Origin of the sequence: Microcystis sp. LE18-22.4A (assembly GCF_027531105.1) — a bacterium.
GTDB lineage: Bacteria > Cyanobacteriota > Cyanobacteriia > Cyanobacteriales > Microcystaceae > Microcystis > Microcystis aeruginosa.
Genome location: NZ_JAPZRB010000308.1, coordinates 1 through 1926, shown reverse-complemented (window position 1 = coordinate 1926; position 1926 = coordinate 1). Strand labels below are relative to the sequence as shown.

4 protein-coding genes are annotated in these 1926 nt (G+C 39.7%); 1 reads left to right on the top strand and 3 read right to left on the bottom strand.

The features are described 5' to 3' along the window. Positions 1 to 237 (top strand): transposase (locus O9295_RS13960; RefSeq protein WP_288033397.1); only part of this gene is annotated, 237 nt, incomplete at its 5' end. Position 238: 1 nt separating this feature from the next. Here O9295_RS13960 and O9295_RS13955 read toward each other — a convergent pair. From O9295_RS13955 to O9295_RS13945, 3 genes are all read right to left on the bottom strand, one after another. Continuing rightward, entirely contained in the window at positions 239 to 430 is a 192-nt protein-coding gene (locus tag O9295_RS13955) for a hypothetical protein (protein ID WP_288033395.1), read from the bottom strand. Between the two features lie 178 nt (positions 431 to 608). Beyond that, positions 609 to 1097 carry a PIN domain-containing protein gene (locus O9295_RS13950; RefSeq protein ID WP_004162544.1) on the bottom strand — a complete coding sequence of 163 codons (489 nt, stop codon included), beginning with the start codon at positions 1095 to 1097 and terminating at the stop codon, positions 609 to 611. Next, complete coding sequence (locus O9295_RS13945) at positions 1090 to 1341, bottom strand: UPF0175 family protein (protein ID WP_002764591.1); 252 nt, start codon at positions 1339 to 1341, stop codon at positions 1090 to 1092. Before O9295_RS13945 ends, O9295_RS13950 begins: the two co-directional genes overlap by 8 nt. Between the last annotated feature and the right edge of the window lie 585 nt (positions 1342 to 1926).

The following is a 1926-nucleotide window of genomic DNA, read 5'->3' as shown; positions in this document are numbered from 1 at the left end:
GGACTGCTATCCATCTCGGAATGGTTGGCAAAATCCTCCAGTGTTTTTACCAAGAGTTGTCAAACAATCCGAAACTGGTTTGGAGAAATCATTAGTTATTTCGAGCGAAGGACAACGAATGGGGTGGTCGAGGGAATCAATAATAAACTTAAACTAATAAAAAGGAGAGGCTATGGCTTGAGAAACTTTCGGAATTTTTGGGTTAGAAGTATGTTGTCTTGGCATCTTGTCTGTTGATTTAGCATAAAGAGTAACGAAGAGCCAAAATTCCTAATTGGGGGGTAACATAATCTAAAGTCTGTTGTCGGATCGTTTTTTCAATATCCCCTAAACTGGCTAAGTCTTCGGGAGCGGCCTCTTGATAGAGAATTTCGGCGATTCCTCGGGCGTATTCTTGGAGTTTTTTGGTTCTTCGGTTTGTCTTATGCAACGTACAGGATTATAAGGAATGAAACTCTTATAGAGAAAGACATTTGGCGATTTTTGTCAATTGTTTTTGATCTAGAGCGAACTAATCAATTAAGTCTCTTGCCAGATAAGGATTTAGTCGATTTATGCTCCCCTATCGAACCATACCAAGTAACGAAGAGCCTTTTTTTTTAGCATACTTACTCTCCAGCTAATCGAAGAACATCATTGACAACTTTATCAGTTAGCCACATTCCTTGATGGCGTAACTTAGCAATAACGGGAGCAACAGAAGATAGATAGCCCTGCTGCTTCGCTTTAACTAAAACACCAAGCGTTCCTGAATATTTCAAGCGATATAAATCGGCAATACGTCGGGCTAACTGATCATCAAAAATCAGTAAACTATCTGGATTTTCTAATCCCAAAGCTAATACCTCTGCTTCTCCTTGCCCTAAATCAATAATAGCTGGAATTAGACTGACTGATTTAACCAGAGTAATTGAAATCCATTCAATCGCCTGAATATTGGGAACATCAATTCCTTTATTTTTACCGATTGCTAATTCTTCGATTACTGCTGGAGGAGTCAAGATTTGAGAATACAAGCGTTGGAGCAATTCCAAATAGCCCACTTGATGTAAGTACAGTAGAGGAGAGGTGTTGACAATGACTTGAGGATTAGGCATTGACAATATCTTGTTCCAATTGTTCAGTCGTTAAAGAAAAAGGGGAGACTTGATAACGCCCCAAAATAGTTAAAAATTCTACTCGTGACATTCCGGCTAATTGGGCTGCACGTCCTGAAGATAGTTTGTCAAGTTCAAAAAGTTTAACGGCTGCCAATATTTTTAATTCTCTTGATAGATTTTCAGGAGTTTCTTTGAGACTAATTAAGATTTCTTCAGGAATTTCAAGGGAAATAGTGCTCATTTTCTTTCTCTCTCAATAATTGTCTCTATTCTACACCAATAAAATTAGTCCTTCTCTGTGAGCAGAATCAGTAACGGGTTTCCCCTCTCCAGCCGACAGAATGAGCAGGTGCAGTCTATCTTGTCCTCAAGGGGTTGGAGACCAAGCCTCTTCGGCTTTATCGAAAATTTGGGTTAAAACCCCGTCGTTTTACGACGGCTTTTCCTGATCTTTGATATAAGACTTAAGAACTTCCAGTGGCGCACCTCTCAGTTATCAGTTATCAGTTATCAGTTATCAGTGGGTAAGTTATCAGTTATCAGATGTGAGTTTTTAAGTGTGCAGTATTAAATAAGTAGTCGTGCAAAATTAATTTCCTAGTGAAGATAGGCAAGAGGCAAGAGACAAGAGGCAAGAGACAAGAGGCAAGAGGTGGTTAGATATGTGTAATTAATTTTGCTTAGGTACTTAGGGTTTGCTGAAAAAGTTTTTCCTAGGGGCAGGGTGTAGGGTGTGGGGTGTGGGGTGTGGGGTTTTACCGATTTTGAGGGGGTCAATTACCTAATTTTCAGGGAAAAAGTCCCTGAATTTACCCCTGATCACTCC

What these genes read in the sequence shown, in the direction of transcription:
- O9295_RS13945 (WP_002764591.1), bottom strand. Translation starts at nt 1,341, where the DNA reads ATGAGCACTATTTCCCTTGAAATTCCTGAAGAAATCTTAATTAGTCTC.
- O9295_RS13950 (WP_004162544.1), bottom strand. Translation starts at nt 1,097, where the DNA reads ATGCCTAATCCTCAAGTCATTGTCAACACCTCTCCTCTACTGTACTTA.